Below are 24,284 nucleotides of genomic sequence, written 5' to 3'. Positions count from 1 at the left end.
CGCGTCCCGGCGTGACCGCTACGCGGACTTCTCGTGGCGGCCGTCGTTCTTCACGATGCGCGGCTCGCGCGGGACCAGCGTCGGGTTCACGTTGTCGCGGACGACCTCCGCCGTGATGACGACCCGGGCGACGTCCTTGCGGGACGGCACCTCGTACATCACCGACTGGAGCACCTCTTCGAGGATGGCGCGCAGACCGCGCGCGCCGGTGCCGCGCAGGATCGCCTGGTCGGCGATGGCCTCCAGCGACGGACGGTCGAAGTCCAGCTCCACACCGTCGAGTTCGAAGAGCCGCTGATACTGCTTCACCAGCGCGTTGCGCGGCTCGACGAGGATCTGGAGGAGCGCCTCGCGGTCCAGGTTGTGGACGGAGGTGAGGACCGGCAGGCGGCCGATGAACTCCGGGATCATCCCGAACTTCACCAGGTCCTCCGGCATGACCTCCTGGAACTGGTCGCTGGCCTCGATCTCGCGCTTCGAGCGGATCGTCGCGCCGAAGCCGATGCCCTTCGCTCCCGCGCGCGACTCGATGATCTTCTCCAGGCCGGCGAAGGCGCCGCCCACGATGAAGAGCACGTTCGTCGTGTCGATCTGGATGAACTCCTGGTGCGGGTGTTTCCGGCCGCCCTGGGGCGGTACGGAGGCGGTGGTGCCCTCCAGGATCTTCAGCAGGGCCTGCTGGACGCCCTCGCCGGAGACATCGCGGGTGATCGACGGGTTCTCGCTCTTGCGGGCGACCTTGTCGATCTCGTCGATGTAGATGATCCCGGTCTCGGCCTTCTTGACGTCGTAGTCGGCCGCCTGGATCAGCTTCAGCAGGATGTTCTCGACGTCCTCGCCCACATACCCGGCCTCGGTGAGCGCGGTGGCGTCGGCGATCGCGAACGGCACGTTCAGCATGCGCGCCAGCGTCTGGGCGAGGAGGGTCTTGCCGGAGCCGGTCGGGCCCAGCAGGAGGATGTTCGACTTGGCGAGTTCGATCGCGTCCTCGCGTCCGGACACCCCGCCGTTCTCGCCGGCCTGCACACGCTTGTAGTGGTTGTAGACCGCCACGGAGAGGGCCTTCTTCGCGGGCTCCTGCCCGACGACGTACCCCTCGAGGAACTCGTAGATCTCACGAGGCTTCGGCAGTTCCTCCCACCGCACCTCGGAGGTCTCCGCGAGCTCCTCCTCGATGATCTCGTTGCAGAGGTCGATGCACTCGTCGCAGATGTACACACCGGGACCTGCGATGAGCTTCTTCACCTGCTTCTGGCTCTTCCCGCAGAACGAGCACTTGAGCAGGTCGCCGCCATCACCGATGCGTGCCACGAGGTGCTTCCCCTTCGCCTGGGAGCAGCCTGGTTCAGCGGCTCCTGTGCCTCATATCCGACGGTACCTTGCTCGGGCCCCCGTTCGGGCCCCCCTTGGCGCGGTTCACGTGGTCGTGGGACCGCGCCAAGGGCGCCGGGTGTGTCAGGCGGCCGCAGCGGCCGTGGTCTTGCGGGTCGACACGATCTGGTCGACCAGGCCGTACGCGAGCGCGTCCTCGGCGGTCAGGATCTTGTCGCGCTCGATGTCGTCGCGGACCTTCTCGATCGGCGTCGTCGAGTGCTTCGCCAGCATCTCTTCGAGCTGGGCGCGCATCCGCAGGATCTCGTTGGCCGCGATCTCCAGGTCGGAGAGCTGCTCCCGGCCGGTCTGGCTGGACGGCTGGTGGATGAGCACGCGCGCGTTCGGCAGCGCCAGCCGCTTGCCGGCGGTGCCGGCGGCGAGCAGGACGGCGGCGGCGGAGGCGGCCTGGCCCATGCACACGGTCTGGATGTCCGGCTTCACGAACTGCATCGTGTCGTAGATGGCGGTGAGCGCCGTCATCGAGCCGCCGGGGCTGTTGATGTAGATCGAGATGTCGCGGTCCGGGTCCATCGACTCCAGGCAGAGCAGCTGCGCCATGACGTCGTTGGCGGAGGCGTCGTCGATCTGCACCCCGAGGAAGATCACGCGCTCCTCGAAGAGCTTCGCGTACGGGTCGTACTCGCGCACGCCCTGCGAGGTGCGCTCCACGAAGCGCGGGACGACGTAACGGTTGTCCACCTGCGGGCCGGTGTAGAGGCCGCTCGCGGAGTAGTTGTTCATGTGGGTGTTCACCATCCTGTGGCGTTCGGTGGGCTGGGCCGGCTGGTCGGGGCTGGTGATCTCAGGCCCCGGTACCGCCGCCGCCCGGAACACCCGAAGCAGCGGAGATGATCTCGTCGATGATGCCGTAGGCCTTGGCCTCCTCGGCGGTGAACCAGCGGTCGCGGTCACCGTCGCGGATGATCGCCTCTTCCGTCTGGCCGGTGTGGCGCGCGGTGATCTCGGCCATGCGCTTCTTCGTACGGAGCAGCTGCTCGGCCTGGATCTTGATGTCGGAGGCGGTGCCGCCGAGGCCCGCGGAGCCCTGGTGCATGAGGATGTCGGTGTGCGGCAGCGCGAAGCGCTTGCCCGCGGTACCGCCGGTCAGCAGGAACTGACCCATCGAAGCGGCGAGGCCCATACCGATGGTGACCACGTCGTTCGGGATGTACTGCATGGTGTCGTAGACGGCCATACCGGCTGTCACCGAGCCACCGGGGCTGTTGATGTAGAGGTAGATGTCCTTCTCGGGCTCGGCCGCGAGGAGGAGGAGCTGCGCCGTGATCTTGTTGGCGATGTCGTCGTCGACCTGCTGGCCGAGGAAGATGATCCGCTCTCCGAGCAGCCGGCTGTAGACCTGGTCGCCGAGGCCACCACCGAGGGACGGCTCACCGGCGGCGTAAGGCATCAGATTCGTCACGTATACACCTGCTCGTCTCTGACGGCTGCGGCCGTCTCAGCGTCTTCGTACCGGGGACGGGAGACTCCCCTGCCCTCGTATTCATGGACCCTAACGCGCTGGTCGGCGCGGGCCATCCCGCTTCCGTGGCTGTTCGCTGGGAGCGCAAGGCAGTTGGGGCTCCGTACGGCCCTGAGCGGGCCTGCCGGTCCTCTCCCGGCCCCCTGTGCCACCCCCGGCACCGTCGGGCGCCCAGCGGGTCCCGCAGGGCTCGGGGGCGTACGGGACGGGCCCCGGTCGCGTGATGCGTCCGGGGCCCGTCCTGACGTTCGGAGCGAGACGGTCAGGCCTCGTTCTTGTCGGCCTTCGCCTCAGCCTTGTCCTCGGCCTCGGTGTCCGCCGCGGCGGACTCGGTGGAGTCGGCGGCCTCGGCCGTCTCGGCGGCCTCGTCGTCGTCCTCGTCGTCCAGGTCGACGATCTCACCGTTCGTGTCGATCACCTTGGCGGCCTCGACGACCACCGCGAGCGCCTTGCCGCGGGCGACCTCGCCGACCAGCATCGGCACCTGGCCACCCTCGACGACCGCCTGGGCGAACTGGTCGGGGGACATGCCGGAGGACTGCGCACGCCGCATGAGGTGCTCGGTGAGCTCCTCCTGGTTGACGTTCAGCTTCTCCTTGTTGACCAGCTCATCGAGGATGAACTGGGTCTTGATGCCCTTCTCCGCCTGCTCCTTGGTCTCGGCGTCGAACTCTTCCTCGGTCTTGCCCTGGATCTCCAGGTACTTCGCGAGGTCGAGGCCCATCTGACCGAGCTGGTGGTGCTCCAGGTTGTGCTTGCGGGTGTTGATCTCCTCCGCGAGCAGCTTCTCGGGGATCGGCACCTCGGCCAGCTTCAGCAGCTCGTCGAGGACGCGCTCCTGGGCCTGGGTGGCCTGGTCGTACTGCTTGCTGCTCTCCAGGCGCTTGCGGCTGTCCGCCTTCAGCTCGTCGAGCGTGTCGAACTCGCTCGCCATCTGCGCGAACTCGTCGTCCAGCTCGGGCACCTCACGGGCGGCGACCTGGGTGACCTTGACGGCGACCTCGGCGGTCTTGCCCTCGGCGGCGCCGCCCTTCAGCTCGGAGGTGAAGGTGGCCTCGCCGCCGGCCTCCAGGCCGGTGACGGCCTCGTCGATGCCGTCGAGCAGCTCGCCGGAGCCGATGGTGTACTGCACGCCGGTGGCCACACCGTCGGGCAGGACCTCGCCGTCGACCTTGGCCTCCAGGTCGATCGTCACGACATCGCCCTCGGCGGCGGCGCGCTCGACCGGGTTGGTGGACGCGAAGCGGTCGCGCAGCTGCTCCAGCGACTTCTCGACGTCCTCGTCGCTGACTTCGATGGAGTCGACGGTGACCTCGATACCGGAGTAGTCCGGGATCTCGATGACCGGGCGGATGTCCACCTCGGCGGTGAAGGCCAGCAGCTCGCCGTCCTTGAGCTCGGTGATGTCGACCTCGGGCTGGCCGAGGACGTTGAGCTCACCCTCGTTGACCGCGTCGGTGTAGAACTTCGGGAGGGCGTCGTTGACGGCCTCCTCCAGCACAGCACCACGCCCGAACCGCTGGTCGATGACCCGGGCCGGGATCTTGCCCTTGCGGAAGCCCTTCACCGTGACCTGCTGGTTGATCTTCTTGTACGCCGCGTCGAGGCTGTCCTTGAGCTCCTCGAAGGGCACCTCGACAGTGAGCCGAACCCGAGTCGGGTTCAGGGTCTCCACGGCGCTCTTCACGGTTCGGTCTCCTTGGTGGCTGATTCTTGGGTTCTGCCGGTCCGCCGCGGTGCGGCGCGATCCAGCGGATCGGCCCGGTTCCTCAGAGACTCTTCAGACACACGGGCACGCAGCTTGCATAGTAACCGCAAGCGGGTAGAGCCCCCAATGTGATCTTGCGAGGCGATCGTGGAAATGGTCGGGGTGGCCGGATTCGAACCGACGACCTTCCGCTCCCAAAGCGGACGCGCTACCAAGCTGCGCCACACCCCGTCGGTGCGACACGTAGGGTACATGCCCGTGAGCATGCGGCCGACCGCTTTGACCGGTGCTTTGACCGCCGCTTTACCGGTGTGCGGCGAGCGCCCCGGACCCGCTACGATGTGGTCCGTGCCGAGGCCGCATGACCCGCGGCACGACATGTGCGGGCGTAGCTCAATGGTAGAGCCCTAGTCTTCCAAACTAGCTACGCGGGTTCGATTCCCGTCGCCCGCTCTTCAGCAGGAACATACGGGTCGGAGCCGGTTTCCGTGGGACACGGAGACCGGCTCCGCTCGTTTCCGCGCCCGCCGCCGACGGCCGACCGCTCCCGGCGGCGCCGGGACGTCAGAAGCGGATCTGGTTGACCGTCTCGGCTATCGAGTTGAGGAACCTGTTCACCGACGGAGCGATGTTGGTGGAGGCGAGGAAGAAGCCGAACAGGATCGCGACTATCGCGGGCCCTCCCTTGAGTGAGCCACCGCGGAAGAGCACCACAAGGATGACCGCCAACAGAACCACCACAGACAGCGAAATGGCCACACTGATCACACCCTCGGTCGGTCGCCTGGCCCAGCCCCGGGAAGCGCGCACGCCACACCCCCGCTCCGACCATCGTGCCATCAACCTCCGCGCGGATGTTGGCCGGTGACGAATCAGCGACATCACGATCTCGCCAATCGCGCTCCCGGCGCGCCGGGTTACGCGCGACCGCGGGCCGCGCGGGCCGTCCGCGGGTGAATAGCGCGTGGACGTGAATTCGAATCAATCACCTCTCCCTGCGCACACATCATTCACAGCCCATTCCCTTCCTTTCGAATGAGCGGCCGACGGACGCGTCGGACGAGCCCGATCCCGCACACCAAATCCCGACGATTTGCCCGAATTAATGCTGTTTAACCAGGGCATATCGCCCGGTTGTCGGCGGTTTCAGATTCGAATGGGTCACCTGACGAGGAGGTTTTACGAATGCGTTTGAGCGCCGCTAGGGTGCCTCAAATGTTCCAGGCGCCGCATAGTTATGAGACGTCCCCGCTCGCCCGCTCCTTCCCGGCCGCGGACGTGGATCCCGCCGTCGGAACCAGATCGTCCGCGGTGGCCGACACGCCGGTGCCGACCGGGCAGCGGGCCACCGGTCCGGCCGGGGATCCGCACGCGACGTCCACCAGGCGGGACCCGTTCTTCGACAACGCCAAGTACCTGGCGATCGTGCTCGTGGCGGTGGCGCACTTCTGGGAACCGGTCATGGACGGCAGCCGGGCGACGCGCGCGCTCTATCTGGTCGTCTACGCCTTCCACATGCCGGCCTTCATCCTCATCTCCGGCTACTTCTCCCGGAGTTTCACCGCGAGCCCGCACCAGATCAGGCGCCTGGTGACCGGGGTCGCGGTGCCCTATGTGGTCTTCGAGGTGGCGTACTCGCTCTTCAAGCGGTACACGGACGACAGCCCGGACCTGCCCATCAGCCTGCTCGACCCCTGGTACCTCACCTGGTTCCTGGCCGCGTTGTTCGTCTGGCGGCTGACCACCCCGCTCTGGCGCGCGCTGCGGCACCCGATGACGGTGGCGCTCGGCGTCGCCTCGCTGGCCTCGCTCACCCCGGGCATCGGCGAGGACCTCGGCCTCCAGCGCGTGCTCCAGTTCGCGCCGTACTTCGTCCTGGGACTGCTGCTCAGGCCCGAACACTTCCAGCTGGTGCGGCGGCGCGAGGTCCGGCTGCTGGCGGTGCCGCTGTTCGCGGGCGCGCTGGTCTTCGCGTACTGGGCGGCCACCCGGATGCCGCCCGGCTGGCTCTACCACAACACCAGCGCCCAGCAGCTGGACGCCCCGTGGTGGGCCGGGCCCGTGATGACGTTCGCCCTCTTCGGCTGCTCACTGCTGCTGACGGCCGGATTCCTGGCGTGGGTGCCCCGCCGGAGGACCTGGTTCACGGCCCTGGGCGCGGGCACGGTCTGCGGATATCTGCTGCACGGGTTCCTGGTCAAGGGAGCGGTGTACGGCGGCCTCTTCGACGCGTACCCCTGGCTGGCCGGTCCCGCCGGGAAGGTCGCGCTGACCGTCGCGGCGGCGGTCGCGGTGACGCTGCTGTGCACGCCTCCGGTACGACGGCTGCTGCGGGGCGTCACCGAGCCCGAGATGCGGTGGGCGTTCAGGCGCGAGGCGCGGACGTCTCGGTAACCGGCCGCGCCGGCCCGTCGCGCTCCCTCCCGCCCGTCCCGCGTCCCCCGCCCGCCCCACGTCCCCGTCCGTCCGCCCACCCCACGTCGCCCTCCGTCCCAGGTCAAAGTTGCTCAGTAAACCGTTTGGTAAACTAATTACTGACGATTCCTTGACGCTTCTTTGACTTGACGGAGGAACGATCCCATCGGACACGCAGAGACCCTCATAGCCATGGGCGGCGCCTTCCTCGCCGCCGCCGTACTCGCCCGTCTGGGCAGCCGTATCGAGCTGCCCACCATTCCCCTGTTCATCCTCGCCGGGATCCTGCTCGGCCCGCACACCCCCGGCATCGTGCTGGTCAAAGACCCGCACGAGCTGGAGATGCTCTCCGCCCTCGGGCTGGTGCTGCTGCTCTTCTACCTCGGTCTGGAATTCCATCTGGACGACCTCAAGGCGGGCGGCCGGAAGATGGCCCTCGCCGGCGGCGCGTATCTCGCGCTGAACGTGGGCGCCGGTCTCGGCTTCGGCTTCGCGCTCGGCTGGGGGACGTCGGAGGCGCTGGTGCTCGCCGGTGTGCTCGGTATCTCCTCGTCCGCGATCGTCACCAAGGTCCTGGTCGACATGGGCCGGATCGGCAACCCGGAGACCAAACCGATCCTCGGCATCATCGTGGTCGAGGACATCTTCCTGGCCCTCTATCTCGCCGCGCTCCAGCCCATCCTGTCCGGTGCGGACAGCGCCTCGGCCGCCGTGATGGACGGTGCGAAGGCGTTCGGCTTCCTGCTGCTGCTGGCGCTCGCGGCCCGGTTCGGTACGAAGGTCGTCGGACGGCTCATGAACACCAGGGACGACGAGCTGCTCGTCATCTCCTTCCTCGGCGCGGCGGTCCTCGTGGCCGGTGTCTCCGAGTGGTTCGGGGTCGCGGACGCCATCGGCGCGTTCATGGTCGGTCTGATGCTCGGCGGCACCACCTCGGGGCCCCGGATCCGCAAGCTCGTCCACCCGCTGCGGGACGCGTTCGGCGCGATCTTCTTCTTCGCCTTCGGCCTGTCGATCAACCCGGGCGATCTGCCGACCGTGCTCTGGCCCGTCCTCATCGCCGCGGCGGTGACCCTGGTGATGAATGTCGCGGCGGGGCTGACGGCGGCCAGGATCTTCGGTTTCGGTGCCGGTCCGGCGGCGAACATCTCCACGACCCTGCTGGCCCGGGGCGAGTTCGCGCTGATCCTCGCCACGATGGCGGCGGGTGCGGGCCTCGACAGCCGGCTCGCTCCGTTCATCGCCGGATACGTCCTGGTCCTCGCGGTCCTCGGCCCGCTGGCGGCCGGCAGGTCACACTGGCTGGCCCGGATCCTGCCCGGTGGCGGCAGGGGCGGCGACGGCAGCGGACCCGGCGGCGGGCCCGAGGGGAACGAACGCCCGTACACCAAGGACGCGGGCGGCAGGGGGGCACCGGTGACGAGCTGACACCCATGCCTTTACCACCACCCGCGACGGCCCCCGGTACCCGCAGAACTCCCCTCCGCCCGTGACGGCGGAGGGGAGTTCTGTCCGCGGGTCAGTGCCTGCCGGTATACGGGTCGGTGCCGGCCGGCGGTCCCGGCTCGCGGCAGATCAGCAGCAGCGCGCGGTCGTCGTTGACGTCCTTCGCGACCGCCTCGATCAGATGCCAGGCCGCGCCCTCGAAGCCCGGGACGACATAGCGGTCGGCCTCGCCCGTGAGGCGGTCGATGCCCTCGCCCAGATCGCGGCCCGGGGCCTCGACCAGCCCGTCCGTGAAGAGCATCAGCACGTCGCCGGGGCGCAGCGAGCCCTTGACCGGGTCGAACTGCGCCCCGTCGTACACCCCGAGCAGCGGGCCCTCGCCCGACTTCTCCTCCCAGCGGCCACTGCCCGCGTGCAGCTGGAGAGCGGGCAGATGGCCCGCCGACAGCAGTTCGAAGTCCCCCGAGTCCAGATCGAGGACGAGATGGATGGAGGTGGCGAACCCCTCGTCCCAGTCCTGCCGGAGGAGATAGCCGTTGGCCGCGGGGAGGAAGCTGTGCGGCGGGAGCGAGCCGAGGAGTCCGCCGAAGGCGCCCGAGAGCAGCAGGGCACGGGAGCCCGCGTCCATGCCCTTGCCCGAGACATCGGTCAGGACCACTTCGAGCGTCCGGCCGCCGTTCGTACGGGCGGCCACCACGAAGTCACCGGAGAAGGACTGGCCGCCGGCCGGACGCAGCGCCATCTCGCGGTGCCAGCCCTTGGGGAGCCGGGGCAGGGCGCTCTGCACCCTGATCCGTTCGCGCAGGTCGAAGAGCATCGTCCCGCCGCGCCGCCAGGGCACCCCGACCCGCGCCCTGAACTGGGCGATCAGCAGTCCGAAGAGTCCGCAGGCGGCGACCACGAGCACCGTGCCGGGGGTGACCCGCGCCGGGCCGTCCGGATACGGGCCGAGGACCATCGACTCGACGATCAGCGCGGCGGCGGCGGCCGCGTACAGGCTGAGCAGGCTCGCGGGCCGCAGCAGCAGTCCGCCGGCCACGATCGGGAGGACGAGCGCGGAGGGCGCACACCAGACGGGGACGGCGATGGTGGTGAGCGTGATGGCCGGGATGGTGAGCAGCAGACCGACAAGGGCGACCCAGTCCGAGCCGTCTCCGCGGAAGTAGTCGACCCCGGATTTGCGCACGCCGTTGCGGACCCGGTGCAGCTTCCTGCGCATCCGGGCCGAGTACGACTCCGCTCCCGCGACACCGGCCATTGTTGTGGACCCTATCGATCCGTCCGCCCGGCGTGCAGGGGGACCCCTGTGACATTGCGTTCGAAATCGGGTCGCCTCGTTGTCGTACCCCTGGTACTGATGGCATATGACTATCGACCTACGAGTACTGGAACCGGCCGAATGGGACACCTGGTACGCGGCGTTGGAGCTCGCGTTCGGCGGTGTCCCGGAGACCATCGGGGAGACCCGGCTGATGCGGGATCTCACCGAGTTCGACCGTTCGATCGGGGTCTGGGACGGCGACGAGTGTGTGGGCACGGCGGGGGCGTTCGGCTTCCGGCTCTCGGTACCGGGCGGTGCCCAGGTGCCCGCGGCGGGTGTGACGATGGTGAGCGTGGCGGCGACGCACCGCCGGCGCGGGGTGCTGACGTCGATGATGCGGCGCCAGCTCGATGACGTCAGGTCGTGGGGCGAACCGCTCGCCGTGTTGACGGCGTCCGAGCCGGTGATCTACGGACGGTACGGATACAGCGCCGCGACCGAGCAGCTCTCGGCGGAGATAGACACCTCCCGGGTGAGGATCACGATTCCCGAAGGTTCGGGCGATGTACGTCTTCGTCGGGTGAAACCGGATGACCCGGCTGTACGTGAGGCGTGCGAGGCGGTGTACGCCGCGGAGGTCGCGGAGCGGCCGGGCATGCTCGCCCGCCGGCCGGGCTGGGAGCGGCATCCGGTCGTCGACGCCGGGAAGGTGAGGGACGGGAAGTCGGCGCTCCAGTGCGTGCTGGCGGAGCGGGACGGCGAGGTGGTGGGGTTCACGCTCTTCCACAACAAGCCGGAGTGGGACGGTTCGGGCCCCAAGGGCACGATCGAACTGCGGGATCTGTACGCCCTGGACCCGGTGGCGTACGCGTCGCTCTGGGACTTCCTCTTCTCGATCGATCTGACGTCGGCGGTCCAGGCGGGCAACCGGCCCGCGGACGATCCGTTCCAGTATCTGGTCTCCGACATCCGGCGGTGCCAGGTGCGGCGGCGGGACTCGCTGTATCTGCGGCCGGTGGAGGTCGGGGCCGCGCTGGAGGCCCGTACGTACCGGACGCCGGTGGATGTGGTGGTGGAGGTGACCGACACCTTCTGCCCCTGGAACGAGGGGCGTTGGCGGCTGTCGGGCGACTCCAAGGGCGCGTCCTGCGAGCGCACCGCCGATCAGGCCGAGCTGGCGCTGTCCGTCAACGAGTTGGGCGCCGCGTATCTGGGCGGCGTCTCCCTGGCCGCGCTGGCGCGCGCCGGGCGGGTACGGGAGATACGGTCCGGAGCGCTGAGCGAGGCGTCGGCCGCGTTCTCGTCGGAGATCGCGCCCTGGCTGCCCCACGGGTTCTGAGCCGGAGGAGCCGAGGGCGCCCGAGGAGCCGAGGGGGCCGCAGGGCCGGAGGGGCCGGTGTTCAGCGCTGCTGGCAGCCCGGACACCAGAACAGGTTGCGGGCGGCGAGGGTCGCGGTGCGGATCTCGTCGCCGCACAGCAGGCAGGGCATCCGCGCCCTGCGGTAGACGTACACCTCGCCGCCGTGATCGTCGACGCGCGGCGGGCGGCCCATCGCCTCGGGGGTGTGCTCGGGACGGACGGTGTCGATCCGGTTGTGCCGTACCCCCTCCCGCATCAGTGCCACCAGATCCGCCCAGATCGCGTCCCACTCGCGACGGGTGAGGTCCTTGCCCGCGCGGTACGGGTCGATGCCGTGCCGGAAGAGGACCTCGGCGCGGTAGACGTTGCCGACGCCCGCGATCACCTTCTGGTCCATGAGCAGGGCGGCGACGGTCGTACGGGACCGGGAGATCCGTGCCCACGCCTTCTCGCCGTCGTCCGCGCGGCGCAGCGGGTCCGGGCCGAGGCGGTCGTGTATCGCCTCCTTCTCGGGGACGGTGATCAGGGCGCAGGTGGTGGGGCCGCGCAGATCCATGTACGCCGTGCCGGAGGCGAGCCGCAGCCTGACGGTGTCGGTGGGCGGCGGGGCGGGCGCGTCACCGAAGCCGACCTTGCCGAACAGGCCGAGGTGGATATGGACCCAGCCCTGGTCGCCGAAGCCGAGGAAGAGATGCTTGCCGTGGGCGTCGACGGCGTCGAGGACCCGGCCGTCGAGGAGCGCCGCGCTGTCGGAGAACTTGCCCTGGGGGCTGCTGACCCGGGCGGGCCGGCCGCCGAAGCGGTCGAGATGGTCCTCGGCGAGGCGGTGGATCGTATGCCCCTCGGGCACGGGGACTCCTCTGTGACGAGTGGGATTGACACGTCCTCGGCGGACGGACGGACGGGCCGTGGGCCGTGGCATGGCTGTGCCGCCGGGGCGGCACCCGGCGGCACATGGTGAGTCCGGGCAGGACCTGGTCCTGCCGGGCCCTGGCTGGTCCTGGCTAGTCCTGGCTAGTCCTGCTGCGGGTGGTGGGCCGGGACGGGCGGCAGCTCGTGGGTCGACTCGTAGTCGGTGAGCATCTTGATACGGCGCGCGTGACGCTCCAGGCCCGAGTACGGGGTGGCGAGGAAGATCTCGACGAACTTCGTCGCCTCGTCCCGCGTATGCATCCGGCCGCCGACGGAGATGACGTTGGCGTCGTTGTGCTCGCGTCCGAGAGCCGCGGTCTGCTCGCTCCAGGCGAGGACGGCGCGGACGCCCTTGACCTTGTTCGCGGCGATCTGCTCGCCGTTGCCTGAGCCGCCGATCACCACGCCGAGACTGTCCGGGTCCGCCGCCGTGCGCTCCGCGGCGCGCAGGCAGAACGGCGGATAGTCGTCCTCGGCGTCGTAGACGTGGGGCCCGCAGTCGACGGGCTCGTGGCCGTGGGCCGTGAGCCACTCGACGAGGTGGTTCTTGAGTTCGTAGCCGGCATGGTCGGAACCGAGATACACGCGCATGGACCGAAGTGTGGCACGCGGGGTGTGGCTCGCGCTCCGCTGGGTAGCGGTCAGCGGGATCAACGCTCCGGTACCCCGGGCGCCGGCCGCCTGTCCCCCGGGTAACGAAACGGAGTCGTCACTTCCAACATCGGGTGACCGGACGCTTGAATGCCGGGACTCATTACTTGAGTGGACCGTAGACGTAAGGATTGCCGCATGACCTCCCTGCCGTCCCCCACGAAGGAAGGCGGAACTCCCAACGAACCTGGGAATCCGCAGTCCTCCGACGGCCTGAAAGCCGGTCTCAAGAACCGTCATCTGTCCATGATCGCGATCGGCGGTGTGATCGGCGCCGGGCTGTTCGTCGGCTCCGCTTCCGGTATCGCCGCCGCGGGCCCCGGCATCCTGCTGTCGTACGCGCTGGTCGGCCTGATGGTCGTACTCGTGATGCGCATGCTCGGCGAGATGGCCGCGGCGCGGCCCAGCTCCGGATCCTTCTCCGCCTACGCGGACCAGGCGCTCGGCCGCTGGGCCGGGTTCTCCATCGGCTGGCTCTACTGGTTCTTCTGGGTGGTGGTGCTGGCGGTCGAGGCGACCGCGGGCGCCCAGATCCTGGAGGGCTGGATACCGGCGGTGCCGCAGTGGGCGTGGGCGCTGATCGTGATGGTCGTACTGACCGCCACGAACCTCGCGTCGGTCGCCTCGTACGGTGAGTTCGAGTTCTGGTTCGCCGGTATCAAGGTCGTGGCGATCGGGGCGTTCGTCGTCGTCGGTCTGCTCGCCGTCTTCGGGCTGCTGCCGGGGTCCGACAATCCGGGCGCGGGGCTCTCGCATCTCTCGGACACCGGCGGATTCCTGCCCAATGGGGCCGGCGCGATCCTGACCGGTGTGCTGATGGTCGTCTTCTCCTTCATGGGAAGCGAGATCGTCACGCTCGCCGCCGGAGAGTCCTCGGACCCGCAGCGGGCCGTCGCCAAGGCGACCAACAGCGTGATCTGGCGGATCGCCGTCTTCTACCTGGGGTCCATCTTCGTCGTGCTGACGCTGCTGCCCTGGAACGATCCGTCGATCGTCAAGGACGGCTCGTACGTCGCGGCGCTGAACTCCATCGGGATCCCGCACGCCGGGCAGGTGATGGACTTCATCGTGCTGACGGCCGTGCTGTCCTGTCTGAACTCCGGTCTCTACACGGCGTCCCGGATGGCCTTCTCGCTCGGCCTGCGCGGGGACGCGCCCAAGGCGTTCGCCCGGACGAACGCGCGCGGTGTCCCCACGGCCGCGATCCTGTCGTCCGTCCTCTTCGGGTTCGTCGCCGTCTTCTTCAACTACCAGTGGCCCGACTCGGTCTTCGCGTTCCTGCTCAACTCGTCCGGCGCGGTGGCGCTGTTCGTATGGCTGGTCATCTGTTTCACACAGCTGCGGATGCGCGGGATCATCCTGCGCGAGGAGCCGGAGAAGCTGGTCGTACGGATGTGGCTCTTCCCGTATCTGACCTGGGCGACGATCGCGATGATCTCGTTCGTGCTCGTCTACATGCTCACCGACGACGCGGCGCGCGAGCAGGTGCTGCTGTCGCTGCTGGTGGCGGCGCTCGTGGTGGCGATCGCCCTGGTCAAGGAGGCGCGTGGGCGGCGGGAGAAGGCGGAGGCCGGCGGCCGGGGCTGAGCCGCACGGCCGGGCGGCACCCGTTCCGCCGGAACCACGCCCCGGACCCGGAGGGAACCCGGAAGCTCGTCAGCCGCGGCGGCCGGCGAGCTTCCAGGCGGCGGGCAGCGCGCCCATCGCCAGGGCCGCCTTGAGCGCGTCCCCGAGCAGGAAGGGCACCAGACCGGCACTGACGGCGGCACTCAGTGACATGCCGGTGTACAGCGCCAGATAGGGCACGCCCACCGCGTAGACGAGCGCCGAGCCGAGCACCATCGTCCCGGCCGTACGCGGTACGGAGCGGTCGCCGCCACGGCGGGCCAGCGCGCCCACCACCGTGGCGGCGAGCAGCATGCCGAGGACATAGCCGAAGGAAGCGAAGCTCAGACCCGAGCGGCCCTCCGCGAACCACGGCACCCCGGCCATGCCGACCACGGCGTAGAGCGCGAGGGAGAGGAAGCCGCGGCGGGCGCCCAGGGCGGTGCCGACGAGCAGCGCGGCGAAGGTCTGGCCGGTCACCGGTACGGGGGACCCCGGCACCGGGACGGCTATCTGTGCCGCCACTCCGGTGAGCACCGCTCCCCCGACGACCAGGGCGATGTCCCGGGTGCGGGTGGCGGGGAGCAGATCGGCGAGTACCGCTCCGGTACGGGGGGCGGCGGCAGCAGTGCTCATGGGGTCTCCGCGGTCGTGGGGCGTCGGTCTTTCCGACGCCGGGTTACGGGCTTCGGGATCAGGCGTCGAACAGCCCGACGGTAGCCGACGGCCCCGGGCCGCATCACCGTCAGTCGCCCACAAAGGGGACGTCGGCGCGTTGTCGGAGATGGCACAAAGTGCCGCTCCGAACAACGCGCGGCGCGGCGCGCGCACAGCCCGGCCCGGCACAGCCCGGCCCGGCACGGCACGGCACGGCACGGAGGACCTAGGACCACGGCCTGATCAGCACCCGGCCATGTTGCTGTTAGCGTGCACTTGCATAGGATGTGCAATAAGAGGCCGGAGGGTTTGACCATGGCGGTATACACGCTTCCTGAACTTCCGTACGACTACGCGGCGCTCGAACCGGTCATCAATCCGCAGATCATCGAGCTGCACCACGACAAGCACCACGCGGCCTACGTCAAGGGCGCCAACGACACCCTCGACCAGCTCGCGGAAGCGCGCGACACGGAGTCCTGGGGAGCGATCAACGGCCTGGAGAAGAACCTCGCGTTCCATCTCTCCGGCCATATCCTCCACTCGATCTACTGGCACAACATGACCGGTGACGGGGGCGGCGAGCCGCTCGCCGCGGACGGCGTCGGCGACCTGGCGGACGCGATCGCCGAGTCCTTCGGCTCCTTCGCCGGCTTCAAGTCCCAGCTGACCAAGGCCGCCGCGACCACCCAGGGCTCGGGCTGGGGCGTGCTCGCGTACGAGCCGGTCAGCGGCCGGCTGATCGTCGAGCAGGTCTACGACCACCAGGGCAATGTCGGCCAGGGCTCGGTGCCCGTCCTGGTCTTCGACGCCTGGGAGCACGCCTTCTACCTCCAGTACAAGAACCAGAAGGTGGACTTCATCGAGGCCATGTGGCGCGTCGTCAACTGGCAGGACGTGGCGAAGCGTTACGCGGCGGCCAAGGAGCGCGCCCACAACCTGCTGCTCGCCCCGTAGGCCCGGCGGGCCCGGCCCGCGCGGCCTTACGCGTCCTGCTCGTGATCGTCTTCTCACCTTTCACGTGCGGGCGGAATGAGGAAGGACCCCCGCGAGGACGTGACTCGCGGGGGTCCTTCTGTGACATCGGGAAGACGGCGGATGACGGATAACGGATGACAGAGGGCGGACAGAGGTCAGTCGAAGATGGGGCCCTGCGTCCTCGTCCTCTTGATCTCGTAGAAGCCCGGGATCGACGCGACCATCAGCGTGCCGTCCCAGAGCTTCGCGGCCTCCTCGCCCTTGGGGGCCGGGGTGACGACCGGGCCGAAGAAGGCGATCTGCTCGCCGTCGGCGCCGGGGACGGCGATGACCGGCGTACCGACCTCCTGGCCGACCTTGTCGATGCCCTCCTTGTGGGAGGCGCGCAGCTCCTTGTCATAGGTGTCGGAATCGGCGTAGTCGATCAGATCGGCGGGCAGGTCCACGTCCGCCAGGGCGGCGGCGATCGCCTCACGGGTCGCGCCCTCGCCCTGGTTGTGGATCCGGGTGCCGAGCGCGGTGTACAGCGGTCCCACGACCGTGTCACCGTGCTTCTGCTGGGCGGCGACGACCACACGGACCGGGGCCCAGGCCTTCGCGAGGCCCTCGCGGTACTCCTCGGGGATGTCCTTGTCCTCATTGAGGACGGCCAGGCTCATCACATGCCAGCGGACCTCGATATCGCGGACCTTCTCCACTTCGAGGACCCAGCGGGAGGTCATCCAGGCCCAGGGGCACAGCGGGTCGAACCAGAAGTCGACGGGGGTCTTCTCGGACATGTCTCTCCTCATGAACGGCTGCGGACGCACCTGCCAACGGGAACGCCACGGGCCGCCGGGAGCATTCCCGTATGCGGCGCGTCAGTGGCGCGTGCGAGGATCGTTCCTGTTTCGGACGAGCCACGAAGGCGAGCCACAAAGGAGTGACCGTGCCCGGTGAGAACCTGTCCCGCGAAGAGGCCCGCGAGCGGGCCGACCTGCTGACCGTAGACGGGTACGAGGTGGATCTCGACCTGCGCTCGGCGGTCGGCGAGGTGCCGGGCTCGGGCGAACCGGGCGCCGCGGGACCGGGCGCGGAGGCACCGGACACGCAGGCACCGGGCGCGGAGGCATCAGGCGCGGAGGCACCGGGCGCGGACAGTCCGCCGCGGACCTTCCGCTCCGTGACGACGATCCGGTTCCGCTGCGCCGCGCCGGGGGCCGCCACCTTCGCCGATCTGATCGCCCCGGGCGTGACCGCCGTGACACTCAACGGGACGGAGCTGGACCCGGCCGCCGTCTTCGACGGCTCGCGGATCGCGCTGGACGGCCTGCTGGCGGAGAACGTCCTGGTGGTGGACGCGCAGTGCGCGTACAGCCGCACCGGCGAGGGCATGCACCGCTTCGTCGACCCGGAGGACGGCGAGGTCTATCTCTACACGCAGTACGAGCCGGCCGACGCGCGGCGGGTCTTCGCCAACTTCGAGCAGCCCGACCTCAAGGCCCCGTACCGCTTCCGGGTGACCGCGCCCGAGGGCTGGACCGCGTGGAGCAACGGCGAGGGCACCCTCATCGACGGGGTCTGGCACTTCGCGGAGACGAAGCCGATCTCGACCTACATCACGGCGGTTCTGGCCGGTCCGTACCACTATGTGACCGATTCCTATCGCCGTACGTTCGACGACGGCACGGTCCTGGAGATCCCGCTCGGCGCGATGTGCCGCAAGGGGCTCGCCCGGCACTTCGACGCGGACGACATCTTCCTGATCACCAAGCAGGGACTGGACTTCTTCCACGACCACTTCGACTACCCGTATCCGTTCGGGAAGTACGACCAGGCGTTCGTGCCCGAGTACAACCTCGGCGCGATGGAGAACCCCGGTCTGGTGACGTTCCGCGAGGAGTACATCTTCCGCGGCCAGGTGACCCAGGCGTCGTACGAGCGCCGGGCGAACACCACCCTGCACGAGATGGCGCACATGTGGTTCGGCGATCTGGTGACCATGCGGTGGTGGGACGACCTGTGGCTGAAGGAGTCGTTCGCGGACTTCATGGGCTCGTTCGCGCAGGTGGGGGCGACCCGCTTCACCCACGCCTGGACGACCTTCGCCAACAACCGCAAGGCGTGGGCGTACCGCGCGGACCAGCTGCCGTCCACCCATCCGATCACGGCCGACATCCGTGATCTGGAGGACGCCAAGCTGAACTTCGACGGCATCACCTACGCCAAGGGCGCGTCGGTGCTGAAGCAACTGGTGGCGTACGTCGGCCAGGACGCGTTCCTGGAGGGCGCCCGGCGCTACTTCAAGCGGAACGCGTACGGCAACACGCGGCTGGCCGATCTGCTCTCCGTACTGGAGGAGACCTCCGGGCGTGACCTGACGGGCTGGTCCCGGTCGTGGCTGGAAACCGCCGGGCTCAACTCCCTCACCCCACAGGTGATCTTCGACGCCGAGGGGCGCGTCACCGAGCTGGCCGTGGTGCAGGACGCGGCGGAGTCGCATCCGGAACTCCGGCCGCACCGCGTGGCCATCGGGCTCTACCGGCGTACGCCGCAGGGCGAGCTCGTACGGTTCGCCCGTGCCGAGACGGATGTGGCCGGCCCGCGTACGGTCGTCACCGAACTGGCGGGCGCGGAGCGGCCGGAGCTGATCCTCGTCAACGACGACGATCTGACGTACTGCAAGATCCGCTTCGACGCGGGCTCGCTCGACACCCTGCGCGCGCATCTCGGGGACCTCACCGACCCGCTCGCCCGCGCCCTGTGCTGGTCCGCGCTCTGGAACCTCACGCGCGACGGGCTCATGCCGGCCCGGGACTTCATCGGTCTGGTGCTCACCCACGCGGGCCGCGAGACGAGCATCGGCGTGCTCCAGATGCTGCACGCCTGGGCCGAGTCGGCGCTCACGCACTACGCGGCGCCGGCGTGGCGCGAGGAGGGCGGGCGGCTGCTGGCCGAGGGCGCGCTGCGCGAGCTGCGGCTGTCCGGGCCGGGCAGCGAGCACCAGCTGACCTGGGCCCGTTTCTTCGCCGCCGTCGCCTCTTCCGACGCGGACTTCCAGCTGCTGCGCGGGCTGCTGGACGGAACGGCGAAGATCGACGGTCTCGATGTCGACCAGGAGCTGCGCTGGGCCTTCCTGGGGCCGCTGGCCGCGCACGGGCGGGCGGACGAGTCCGCCATCGACGCCGAACTGGCCCGGGACGACACGGCGTCGGGCAAGCGCCACCAGGTGCGCTGTCTGGCGTCCCGGCCGTCGGCCGCCGTCAAGGCGCAGGCATGGGCGCAGGTCGTCGAGTCCGACGCGCTGTCGAACGCGCTGGCCGAGGCGACGATCGCCGGTTTTTCCCGGCCGGGCCAGCGGGAGTTGCTCGCGCCGTACGCCGCGAAGTACTTCGCGGTGATCGAGCGGGTGTGGGCCGAGCGCTCGATCCAGATCGGCATGGATGTGGTGCGCGGGCTGTTCCCCGGGCTCCAGGGAGACCGCAGGACCCTGGACGCGGCGACGGCCTGGCTGGACACGCACCAGGACGCGGCCCCCGCCCTGCGCAGGCTGGTGCTGGAGGCGACGGACGATCTGGCGCGCGCGCTGCGCGGTCAGGAATGCGACGCGGCGTGCGGCCCGGCGGCGGCCGGCTGACGGCATATGAGCGTATGGGCGGGCCCCTGATCGGCAGTCGAACGCCCTTACTTTAGGACGATCTTGTCCTGTTTTGCCGACAAACGGGTCACAGGGGTTAGAGGGACGCCTGAGTAGGGGGAGACACCGGGACATGAACAACAACACCCCGGTCTCCCCCCGCCCCCTCAGCCACCTCTCCGACGACGCCCGGAGTCGTGTGCTCTCGCTCGCGCAGCTGCGTGAGCGCGGTGTCCCCGGTGGGCGGGCCACCGCTCAGTGCCGGCCCGGCGGCCCCTGGCAGCAACCGCTGCCGGGGGTCTTCCTGTTGCACGCCGGGCCGCCGACCGCCGACGAGCGGCTCCGGGCTGTACTGCTGTACGCGGGGCGGCCGAGCGCGGAGAGCTCACGGGGTGTACCGGCCCAGCCCACCTCCGCGCCCTCGCCCTCGTCCGGGTCCGGATCGGGGTCCGCGTCGGCGGCTTCCGTGTCCCCGTACGGCGCGGTGATGCTCACGGGGCTGGCGGCGCTGGCGCTGTACGGATTCTCGTCCACTCCCCCGGTGCTCTCGCTGGACCGGATCGATGTGCTCGTACCGCGCACCCGGCGGCTGCGGTCCACGGGGTATGCCCAGTTGATCCGGGCGCACTCCCTGCCGCGCCCCGAGCGGATCGACGGGATGCCGGTGGCGCCCGTGGGACGCGCGCTGGCCGACGCGGTGGCGGAACTGTCCGACGCGGATGCCGTCGTCGCGCTGCTGACCGAGGCGGTCCGCGCCGGGCACTGCGAACCGGCCCTGGTGGTACGGGAGCTGAGCCAGTCCGGGCTGCTCGCGCGGCGGCATGTGGTGGACGCGGTGGACTCCCTGCTCGCCGAGGGGCGGACGCTGGCCGAGGGCCGGCTGTACGAACTGGTGCGGGTGTACGGGCTCCAGGAGCCGCTGTGGAACGTGGATCTGCGGCTGCCCGGCGGGCCGTACCTGGGCGCCGTGGACGCCTACTGGCCGGACCAGGCGGTCGCCGTCGAACTGGACACCAGGGCGCCGAGGCCGGGCGGCCGGGACGAGGACCGGACGGACGACGAGGACGAGTTGTGGTCGGCGGCCGTCCGTAAGCGCGAGCATCTGGAGCGGCTCGGGATCACGGTCGTCCATCTCACGCCCAGGAAGCTGCGGGAGGCGCTGGATCAGCAGGCGACGGTGGTCCGTACGGCCCTGATGGCGGCGAACGACCGGGATCCGGCCGCCCAGGTGGTCATCCTGCCGAGATGAACGACGCGGCGAGGGGGCGGGCGCGCCGGAGTCGGCTCCGGCGCGCGGCCCTCAGCCCCGGCCCGGCCCTCCGGCTCCCCGGTATCGGCGCGGATTTCGCCCCATTGGTCCCCGGTGGCGCAGGCGCACCACTGGCGGGTGTCCGCCATGACTGAAACTCGCCCCTGACAACCCTCCACAAAACCCTGTCTCTTACGAAAAGCTGAGCGGTCATCCGGTACCGAATTCCGGACTGTCTCTTTCACGACGCAGGGATGCTGATGACCTCCGAATCCGAGAGCTCCATATCCGGGCCGAGACGCGTGGCCAGGGTCGCGGCGGCCGCCGGTCTGGTGGCCGCGCTGATAGCCACCGGCGCGGTGCCCGCCTTCTCCGCGACGGGCGCCGATGACCCGGCCGCCCCCGTCAAGTCGTCCTCCGGTTCCGGCGCCTCCGACAAGCTCGGGGCGGCCGACGCCGGTCTGCTCGCCAAGGCGAAGGCCAAGGGCGAGAAGAACATCACCATGATGGTCGCCACCGCACCGGGGGCGACCGAGCAGGTCGCCGGTCAACTGGACGCCGTCGCGGGCGCCGTGGTCGGCAACACGAACGACAAGCTCGGCTACGTACGGGCCACGCTCCCCACCGCCAAGGCGGACGCCGCGATCAGGGCGGCCCAGAAGCTCTCCTCCGTCCATGGCATCGATCTCAACCAGGAGATCGCGCTGGACGACCCGAGGCCCGCCGCGGACACGGCGAAGGCCGCGAAGGGCGCGAGCGGTTCGGCCGCCAAGAAGTACCCGGCGCCGAGCAGCGAGACCCCGGCGAAGAACCCGTACAACCCGTCCTTCGAGACCGGCGCGGTGGACTTCGTCAAGAAGAACCCGAAGGCCGACGGCCGCGGGGTCACCATCGGCATCCTGGACTCGGGTGTCGACCTGGGCCACCCCGCGCTCCAGAAGACCACCACCGGCGAGCGCAAGATCGTCGACTGGGTGACCGCCACGGACCCGGTGTCCGACGGCGACGGCACCTGGCGCCGGATGGACACCGCGGTGTCGGGTCCGTCCTTCACGGCCGACGGCCGTACCTGGAAGGCTCCGGCGGGCTCGTTCAAGTACCGCGCGTTCCGCGAGGACGCCACCCTCGGCGGCGAGATGGCGGGCGACCTCAACCGTGACGGTGACACCACCGACACCTGGGGCGTGCTCTACGACCCGGCCAAGGGGACCGTACGCGTCGACCTCAACAACGACGGCAACTTCACCAACGACACCGCCATGAAGCCGTACAAGAACGGCTTCCAGGTCGGCTACTTCGGCACGGACGACCCGGCCACCTCGGTGGTCGAGCGCATCCCGTTCGTGGTCGAGATCCGCAAGGACGTCGTCTACAACGCCGCGGGCGCGAAGTCCGACTTCGTCAACATCGGTGTCATCGAGGGCGCGCACGGCTCGCACGTCGCCGGGATCACCGCCGCCAACGGCCTGTTCGGCGGCAAGATGAACGGCGCCGCCCCCGGCGCCAAGCTGGTGTCCTCGCGCGCCTGCTCCTGGAGCGGCGGCTGCACCAGCGTCGCGCTGACCGAGGGCATGATCGACCTCGTCGCCAACCGCGGTGTGGACATCGTCAATATGTCGATCGGCGGTCTGCCGCCGCTCAACGACGGCAACAACGCCCGTGCCCAGCTGTACACGCGGCTCATCGACACGTACGGCGTGCAGATCGTGATCTCGGCCGGCAACGACGGTCCGGGCACCAACACCATCAGTGACCCGGCCCTGGCCGACAAGGTCATCTCCGTCGCCGCGTCGATCTCCAAGGAGACCTGGGCCGCCAACTACGGCTCCGGTGTGACGACGAAGTACGCGCTGCTGCCGTTCTCGGCCCGCGGCCCCCGCGAGGACGGCGGCTTCACGCCGACCCTCACCGCTCCGGGCGCGGCCATCAACAGCACCCAGACCTGGGCCCCCGGCGGCCCGGTCGCCGAGGCGGGCTACCAGCTGCCGCCCGGCTACTCCATGCTCCAGGGCACCTCGATGGCCTCCCCGCAGGCCGCGGGCGCGAGCGCGCTGCTGCTCTCCGCCGCCAAGCAGAAGCGGATCAGCCTCACCCCCGCCACCCTGCGGACGGCGCTCACCAGCAGCGCCACCAAGATCGCCGGTCTCCAGGCACATGAGCAGGGCGCCGGTCTGATCGACGTCGAGGGCGCGTGGAAGTCCATCCAGAAGGGCGCCACCGCCCATGAGTACACGGTCAAGGCCCCCGTCGACACGGCCCTCGACCAGCTCCTGAAGACCCCGGGCTTCGGCACCGGTCTGTACGACCGCGAGGGCGGCCTGAAGGCCGGCAAGAGCCGGACGTACGACATCACCCTCACCCGGACCACCGGCGCCAAGGGCGCGCTGGAGCACCGGCTGAAGTGGAAGTACGACGACAAGACCTTCCGGCTGCTCGGCAGCGACCGGATCAAGCTGCCGCTGAACCAGCCGGTGACCGTGACCGTGCAGGCCAGGCCCGGTTCCGCCGGGGTGCACAGCGCGATCCTGGAGGTCGACGACCGCCGTACGGAGGGCGTGGACAAGCAGGTCCTCACCACCGTGGTCGTCTCGAAGGAGCTGGCCAAGCCCGCGTACGCGTTCTCGGCGTCGGGCTCGGTGCAGCGCAACGCGTCGAAGTCGTACTTCGTGACGGTGCCCGAGGGCGCGAAGACCCTGGAGGTGGCGCTCGGCGGACTGGCCAAGGACAGCCAGACCCGGTTCATCGCCATCAGCCCGTACGGCGTGCAGATGGAGGACAGCTCCACGATCTTCTGCTACCCGAACTACCCGAACCCGGCCAACACCTGCCGCCCGGACGTGCGGTCGTACCAGGACCCGCAGCCCGGCGTCTGGGAGATCGAGGTCGAGTCGCGCCGTACGTCGCCGCTGCTCGACAACACGTACACGCTCGACACGACGCTGATGGGCACGGTCTTCGACCCGGCGGTCACCACGATCCCCGAGGCGAAGATCGGCACCCCGGCCCCGGTGTCCTGGAAGGTCACCAACGGCTACGCGGCCCTCGACGGCACGCTCGGCGGCGGCTCGCTGGGCTCGGCGAAGGTCTCCCGTCCGACGATCGCGGACGGCGAGCAGCAGGTGACGACCGTCACCATCGGTGCGGGCGTCGAGCGGCTCGACGTGGCGATCGGCGGCACGACCGACACGGGGGCCGACCTCGACCTCTATGTCGAGAAGGACGGCCGGACCCTCGGCCAGTCCACGACGGCCGGCTCGGCGGAGTCCGTCAGCCTGGCCAACCCGGCGGCCGGTACGTACACGATCAGCGTCGACGCCTACGCGGTCCCGGCCGGGTCCACGGCGTACGACTACCGCGACGTGTACTACTCGGACTCGCTCGGCTCGGTCGAGGCGGACGGTCCCGTCAAGCTCGCCAGTGGTGCTTCGGCGCAGGTCGCGGCCGAGGTGCTGGTGAAGAGCGCGGCCCCGGCGGGCCGGCAGTTCTTCGGTGAGGTCCAGCTGCTCAACGCGCGCGGCACGGCCGCGGGCACCGGCAGTGTGATCATCGAGAGCGTCACCCCGTAACGGGAC

18 protein-coding genes and 2 tRNA genes are annotated in these 24,284 nt (G+C 69.7%); 9 read left to right on the top strand and 11 right to left on the bottom strand.

Annotated elements, in window-relative coordinates; translation table 11 throughout:
* Nucleotides 1-18 precede the first annotated feature (18 nt).
* The 5 genes from clpX to ACIOGX_RS06890 form a co-directional block, all read right to left on the bottom strand.
* Nucleotides 19-1,311 carry an ATP-dependent Clp protease ATP-binding subunit ClpX gene (clpX, locus tag ACIOGX_RS06910; RefSeq protein WP_129771118.1) on the bottom strand — a complete coding sequence of 431 codons (1,293 nt, stop codon included), beginning with the start codon at nucleotides 1,309-1,311 and terminating at the stop codon, nucleotides 19-21.
* 144 nt (nucleotides 1,312-1,455) lie between these two features.
* Nucleotides 1,456-2,130, bottom strand: a complete 675-nt coding sequence (locus tag ACIOGX_RS06905) for an ATP-dependent Clp protease proteolytic subunit (protein WP_030352382.1) — start codon at nucleotides 2,128-2,130, stop codon at nucleotides 1,456-1,458.
* A 46-nt stretch (nucleotides 2,131-2,176) separates the two neighbouring features.
* Nucleotides 2,177-2,782, bottom strand: coding sequence for an ATP-dependent Clp protease proteolytic subunit (locus ACIOGX_RS06900; protein WP_030352383.1), 606 nt, complete (start codon nucleotides 2,780-2,782; stop codon nucleotides 2,177-2,179).
* 334 nt (nucleotides 2,783-3,116) lie between these two features.
* Nucleotides 3,117-4,541 (bottom strand): trigger factor, encoded by a 1,425-nt coding sequence (tig, locus tag ACIOGX_RS06895; RefSeq protein WP_401910943.1) that lies wholly within the window; start codon nucleotides 4,539-4,541, stop codon nucleotides 3,117-3,119.
* Between the two features lie 175 nt (nucleotides 4,542-4,716).
* Nucleotides 4,717-4,793 (bottom strand) — tRNA-Pro (locus ACIOGX_RS06890).
* Nucleotides 4,794-4,944: 151 nt separating this feature from the next.
* Here ACIOGX_RS06890 and ACIOGX_RS06885 point away from each other — a divergent pair.
* Nucleotides 4,945-5,015 (top strand) — tRNA-Gly (locus ACIOGX_RS06885).
* 111 nt (nucleotides 5,016-5,126) lie between these two features.
* Here the strand turns inward: ACIOGX_RS06885 and ACIOGX_RS06880 are convergent.
* The gene (locus tag ACIOGX_RS06880) at nucleotides 5,127-5,321 is read right to left on the bottom strand and encodes a hypothetical protein (RefSeq protein ID WP_356508318.1); all 195 of its coding nucleotides are present in this window, start codon (nucleotides 5,319-5,321) and stop codon (nucleotides 5,127-5,129) included.
* A gap of 456 nt (nucleotides 5,322-5,777) precedes the next feature.
* Between ACIOGX_RS06880 and ACIOGX_RS06875 the strand changes: the two genes are divergently transcribed.
* Together ACIOGX_RS06875 and ACIOGX_RS06870 are read left to right on the top strand one after the other, a co-directional pair.
* Entirely contained in the window at nucleotides 5,778-6,956 is a 1,179-nt protein-coding gene (locus ACIOGX_RS06875) for an acyltransferase family protein (RefSeq protein ID WP_356508320.1), read from the top strand.
* A 213-nt stretch (nucleotides 6,957-7,169) separates the two neighbouring features.
* Nucleotides 7,170-8,405, top strand: coding sequence for a cation:proton antiporter (locus ACIOGX_RS06870; RefSeq protein ID WP_356508322.1), 1,236 nt, complete (start codon nucleotides 7,170-7,172; stop codon nucleotides 8,403-8,405).
* Between the two features lie 91 nt (nucleotides 8,406-8,496).
* Here the strand turns inward: ACIOGX_RS06870 and ACIOGX_RS06865 are convergent, their stop codons facing one another.
* Nucleotides 8,497-9,681: a PP2C family protein-serine/threonine phosphatase gene (locus ACIOGX_RS06865; RefSeq protein ID WP_383959956.1), complete on the bottom strand. Its 1,185-nt coding sequence runs from the start codon at nucleotides 9,679-9,681 to the stop codon at nucleotides 8,497-8,499.
* Nucleotides 9,682-9,787: 106 nt separating this feature from the next.
* Between ACIOGX_RS06865 and ACIOGX_RS06860 the strand changes: the two genes are divergently transcribed.
* The gene (locus tag ACIOGX_RS06860; RefSeq protein WP_401910939.1) at nucleotides 9,788-11,023 is read left to right on the top strand and encodes a GNAT family N-acetyltransferase; all 1,236 of its coding nucleotides are present in this window, start codon (nucleotides 9,788-9,790) and stop codon (nucleotides 11,021-11,023) included.
* 61 nt (nucleotides 11,024-11,084) lie between these two features.
* Here ACIOGX_RS06860 and ACIOGX_RS06855 read toward each other — a convergent pair whose 3' ends face one another.
* Both ACIOGX_RS06855 and ACIOGX_RS06850 read right to left on the bottom strand, forming a co-directional pair.
* Nucleotides 11,085-11,894 (bottom strand): DNA-formamidopyrimidine glycosylase family protein, encoded by an 810-nt coding sequence (locus ACIOGX_RS06855; protein ID WP_356508327.1) that lies wholly within the window; start codon nucleotides 11,892-11,894, stop codon nucleotides 11,085-11,087.
* A 164-nt stretch (nucleotides 11,895-12,058) separates the two neighbouring features.
* Nucleotides 12,059-12,547, bottom strand: coding sequence for a ribose-5-phosphate isomerase (locus ACIOGX_RS06850; RefSeq protein WP_356508329.1), 489 nt, complete (start codon nucleotides 12,545-12,547; stop codon nucleotides 12,059-12,061).
* A gap of 198 nt (nucleotides 12,548-12,745) precedes the next feature.
* Here ACIOGX_RS06850 and ACIOGX_RS06845 point away from each other — a divergent pair, with 198 nt between their 5' ends.
* Nucleotides 12,746-14,194, top strand: a complete 1,449-nt coding sequence (locus tag ACIOGX_RS06845) for an amino acid permease (RefSeq protein WP_356508331.1) — start codon at nucleotides 12,746-12,748, stop codon at nucleotides 14,192-14,194.
* Nucleotides 14,195-14,263: 69 nt separating this feature from the next.
* Here ACIOGX_RS06845 and ACIOGX_RS06840 read toward each other — a convergent pair whose 3' ends face one another.
* Nucleotides 14,264-14,848 (bottom strand): biotin transporter BioY, encoded by a 585-nt coding sequence (locus ACIOGX_RS06840; protein WP_129771128.1) that lies wholly within the window; start codon nucleotides 14,846-14,848, stop codon nucleotides 14,264-14,266.
* 336 nt (nucleotides 14,849-15,184) lie between these two features.
* On the opposite strand from ACIOGX_RS06840, the gene ACIOGX_RS06835 reads away from it, so the two are divergent.
* Complete coding sequence (locus ACIOGX_RS06835; protein ID WP_356508333.1) at nucleotides 15,185-15,826, top strand: superoxide dismutase; 642 nt, start codon at nucleotides 15,185-15,187, stop codon at nucleotides 15,824-15,826.
* A gap of 176 nt (nucleotides 15,827-16,002) precedes the next feature.
* On the opposite strand, the gene ACIOGX_RS06830 is transcribed toward ACIOGX_RS06835, so the two are convergent.
* A complete protein-coding gene (locus ACIOGX_RS06830) occupies nucleotides 16,003-16,626 on the bottom strand; it encodes a DsbA family protein (RefSeq protein ID WP_383959967.1) in 624 nt (207 codons plus the stop codon).
* Nucleotides 16,627-16,775: 149 nt separating this feature from the next.
* Between ACIOGX_RS06830 and pepN the strand changes: the two genes are divergently transcribed.
* From pepN to ACIOGX_RS06815, 3 genes are all read left to right on the top strand, one after another.
* On the top strand, nucleotides 16,776-19,463 hold the full coding sequence (gene pepN, locus ACIOGX_RS06825) for an aminopeptidase N (protein WP_401910933.1): 2,688 nt from the start codon (nucleotides 16,776-16,778) through the stop codon (nucleotides 19,461-19,463).
* Nucleotides 19,464-19,596: 133 nt separating this feature from the next.
* On the top strand, nucleotides 19,597-20,712 hold the full coding sequence (locus tag ACIOGX_RS06820) for a hypothetical protein (RefSeq protein ID WP_356508339.1): 1,116 nt from the start codon (nucleotides 19,597-19,599) through the stop codon (nucleotides 20,710-20,712).
* Nucleotides 20,713-20,966: 254 nt separating this feature from the next.
* Complete coding sequence (locus tag ACIOGX_RS06815; RefSeq protein ID WP_401910930.1) at nucleotides 20,967-24,278, top strand: S8 family serine peptidase; 3,312 nt, start codon at nucleotides 20,967-20,969, stop codon at nucleotides 24,276-24,278.
* The last annotated feature ends 6 nt before the right edge of the window (nucleotides 24,279-24,284 follow it).

The organism is Streptomyces sp. NPDC088147 (assembly GCF_044741565.1).
GTDB lineage: Bacteria > Actinomycetota > Actinomycetes > Streptomycetales > Streptomycetaceae > Streptomyces.
This window is presented reverse-complemented; position numbering and strand designations above follow the sequence as displayed.